The sequence below is a fragment of the Acidimicrobiia bacterium genome, assembly GCA_035471805.1.
Classification (GTDB): domain Bacteria; phylum Actinomycetota; class Acidimicrobiia; order Spongiisociales; family JAHEDJ01; genus JAHEDJ01.
Genome location: DATIPS010000042.1, coordinates 1 through 3308, shown reverse-complemented (window position 1 = coordinate 3308; position 3308 = coordinate 1). Strand labels below are relative to the sequence as shown.

5 protein-coding genes are annotated in these 3308 nt (G+C 61.7%); all 5 read left to right on the top strand.

Going from position 1 to position 3308, the window contains the following annotated elements:
* Positions 1-138: 138 nt before the first annotated feature.
* Positions 139-300: a 50S ribosomal protein L33 gene (rpmG, locus tag VLT15_08960; protein HSR45344.1), complete on the top strand. Its 162-nt coding sequence runs from the start codon at positions 139-141 to the stop codon at positions 298-300.
* Between the two features lie 164 nt (positions 301-464).
* Positions 465-1304 (top strand): MaoC family dehydratase, encoded by an 840-nt coding sequence (locus tag VLT15_08955; protein HSR45343.1) that lies wholly within the window; start codon positions 465-467, stop codon positions 1302-1304.
* Between the two features lie 4 nt (positions 1305-1308).
* Entirely contained in the window at positions 1309-1875 is a 567-nt protein-coding gene (locus VLT15_08950) for a sigma-70 family RNA polymerase sigma factor (GenBank protein ID HSR45342.1), read from the top strand.
* Positions 1872-2219 carry a hypothetical protein gene (locus VLT15_08945; protein ID HSR45341.1) on the top strand — a complete coding sequence of 116 codons (348 nt, stop codon included), beginning with the start codon at positions 1872-1874 and terminating at the stop codon, positions 2217-2219. Before VLT15_08950 ends, VLT15_08945 begins: the two co-directional genes overlap by 4 nt.
* A 219-nt stretch (positions 2220-2438) precedes the next feature.
* On the top strand, positions 2439-3308 hold an 870-nt coding region (locus tag VLT15_08940), incomplete at its 3' end, for a 4Fe-4S dicluster domain-containing protein (protein HSR45340.1).

Genomic DNA, 3308 nt, shown 5'->3' with positions numbered 1-3308 from the left:
TGGTCGGACGGTTGGTGCCGGTCGGGTTACCAAGATTCTGAAGTAAGTGGGTAGCCCTTTTGGGGTTGCCCAGCCATTAGCTCTTAGCCGTTAGCGATTTGCCAACAGCTAAAGGCTAAGGACTGGAGCAAAGCGACAATGCCAAGTGACAAGAGACCGGCCATTACGTTGGCCTGCGACGAATGCAAACGTCGCAACTATGTAACCGTGAAGAACAAGGCGAACACCAGAGAGCGGCTGGCACTCAAGAAGTACTGCCGCTGGTGTGCATCCCACACTCTTCACCGCGAACATCGCTGATCTCGGGGCGCGGCCCCGTCCTGCGGTGCTAGCTTGGTTTCAGGATTCCGCGGGCGGAATGAAGCGGGCCTAATTGAAGGAGACGGGCTCAGGCCCGTCTCCTTCGCGTGTGGCTCTGTTCGAAGACCGAAACGCGTAGCCGATACCAGGTACGCTTCTGCCCCATGAGCATCGAGGATCTCCAGGGTCGCTCCTACGAGCGGACCTTTCGAGCCGATCGGTCGAATGTGGCCGCTTTCATCGACGCCACCGGGGACGATCCGCACCGTTGGGAAGGCACCGCGCCTCCGTCGTTTGCCGGGGCGGCCCTGTTTGCCGTCGCTCCGGCGTTTCTCTACGACCCGGACGTGGGCAACTTCTCGCGAGTGCTGATTCACGCCGATCAGACATTCAGATGGCGGGCGCCGTGGGAACTCGACTCCGATTACATCGTCACCGGGTCGGTCGATCGTGTCCGGATGAGAGGGGGGTCGGCCTGGGTCACCTTCGGCGCGGTCGTCACTTTCGACGACGACACGACGCTTGAATCTCTGTCCACGTTCATAATGTCCGACCGGCGAACCGATTCAGGTTCGGATGACCGCAATGAGCCGGCGCCGATGGAAAAGGCAGCGGAGTTGCGCCCTGAGTTCAGCCAGAAAGACGGTGCCCTGCCCGCCACGGTCAGATCTGCGAGCCGGAGCGACCTCATTCGTTATGCGGCGGCGAGTCGCGATTTCAACCCGCTGCACTGGGACCACGACACCGCCAGAAACGCAGGCCTGCCGGGTGTCGTCGTTCACGGATTGCTCATGGTGTCGTGGATGCTGCAAACGGCCGCCGAGCTCGCTCCTCTCAACGACCGCCAACCGATCCGCGAAGCCAAGTTCAGATTCCGAAATCCTCTACTGCCGGGCCAGCCCGCCGCGATCACCGGCGGCGTCGATTTGGACCGAACCGTGAGCCTCGAACTCTCGTCGGATTCGGGGCCGCTGGTTACCGGTTCGGTAACGATTGGCCGGTAACCCGATGCAGTATGCCGAAGTCGAATCTGGTGATGAAGAGCATCTGATCGCCCTGGCGCAAGAAGGCGACAGAGATGCGTTTCAAGAGCTGGTACGACGACACCAACACGGAGTGTTCACTTTGGCAACCCGACTGGTCAATGATCCGGAACTGGCGGCCGACGTCGCCCAGGATGCGTTCATTCGCGCCTGGCGCGGGTTGCCGGAGTTTCGCGGCGACGCGGCGTTCAAGACGTGGATTCATCGGATCACCGTGAATGCGGCGTGGACGCTGAAGAAACGTCTCGGACGGCACACGGCGACCTCGCTCGACGACGCGCCTCCCATTGCCGACATATCCCTGTCCGGTGATCTCGAACGAGCCGGAGAGAACCTCGAACTGAGGGAACGACTCCGGCGCGCCCTCAATCAGTTGACCCGGCCTCAGCGGACCGTGGTGGTACTCAAAGACGTCTACGGTTGGTCGCACGGTGAGATCGCTGAAGCGCTGGGGATCACCGTTACCGCAGCCAAGGTCAGATTGCATCGTGCTCATCACCAACTCCGTGATCACCTGGGGGGAGAACGATGAACCTTCTGACCGTTCGACGATGCAAGCGGGTCCGGAATCGGATCAGTGAAGTCGTGCTCGGCGACGAGCGACTCCTCAGCGATGACGAAGCCCACACCGCCCGATGCCTCCGGTGTCAGGCGGATTTCGCACAGTTCAAGATGATCGAACGCGGTTTTGCGGCGATGAGAGACGAGATCGCATCCGCACCTCCCGACCTTGTTCAGCGCGTCATGGCCGGCCTCGATCGCACGCCGATTCCCCGGTTCCGGCGCCGTATAGCCGTTTCGGTGTCGGCCGTCTCAGCCGTGGCGCTGGCCGCAACGGTGGCGGTGGCCGTTCATCGCAGGCAGGCTGCCGCCTAGCGCCGCCGGTCTGAGACATCCGTCGCGACGGTCCGAGCCACAGATGTACTGATCGACGCCTCTCGGTAGATCCCAGGGTTCACCGACTGGTCGACACGCCGGTAGGAAAACGCTAGGAATCCTCCACAGGGCGCGGTCGGCACCGGTTAGGATTCCGTAACAGTTGAGAGCGGTACCGGGAGATCTGGTCGCAAAAGGGTCCCCCGGAAAGGAGGGCTCTTGAGCGGTGACAGGCAGCAGGCCGTATCGTTCCGCTCTGTAGCGCCGCTCGTACTGGCAATCCTTGGTTCTTCGCTCATCGTCACCGTTGCCGGCGCCGTGGGCCCTTCGTCGTTTCTGTTTGTCTTCATCGGACTGGGCGGCTTTGTAGGTTTGCTCGTCTGGTTGCGAGCGCGTCCTGGTCCGGAGGAGACCGTTGCTCTGGACACCACGGGCGGGAACCTCCAGATTCTCCTCCAGATGATCGACCGCCGAGCGGCGATCCGGATGTTCGGTGCTTCTGCCCTCGTTCTAGGACCGCTCGGGGTGGTGCCGAAAGCCCTCGAGCGCCTGGCTGGTCAACAGGCCCCCGACGAAGTCCAGTCTCCGTTCTCGAGAATCCGACAATGGTCGATGATCATCGACCTGCGCTATTGCGATGGATGCCAGAGCGTTGGGTCGCCTCCCCGATGTACCGCCGCCTGCGTCGAAGGGCACCTGCTCCCCGAGCCTATGCAGTGGATCGAGGTGCTCGAGTACGAACTCGAGGGCGAAGGCACACGATTCGTACCGATACCTTGTCAGCACTGTCAGAACCCGCCTTGTGTGAATGTCTGCCCCGTCGGGGCCACCTTCTCAACGCCGGAGGGAATCGTTCTGATCGATCAGGAGCGATGCATAGGTTGTCGGATCTGCATGGCGGCTTGCCCGTATGATCGACGATTCTTCAACTGGGGCGAACCTCCGGTCCCGGCCGAAGCCAATCTCGCCAGCTACAACCTCGAAGCGCAGGTTCCGGCCCTCAAAGGGACGGTCATGAAGTGTGACTTCTGCCCGGATATGGTTCGCGCGGGCACGCTCCCGTACTGCATCCAGGCTTGCCCGAACCAG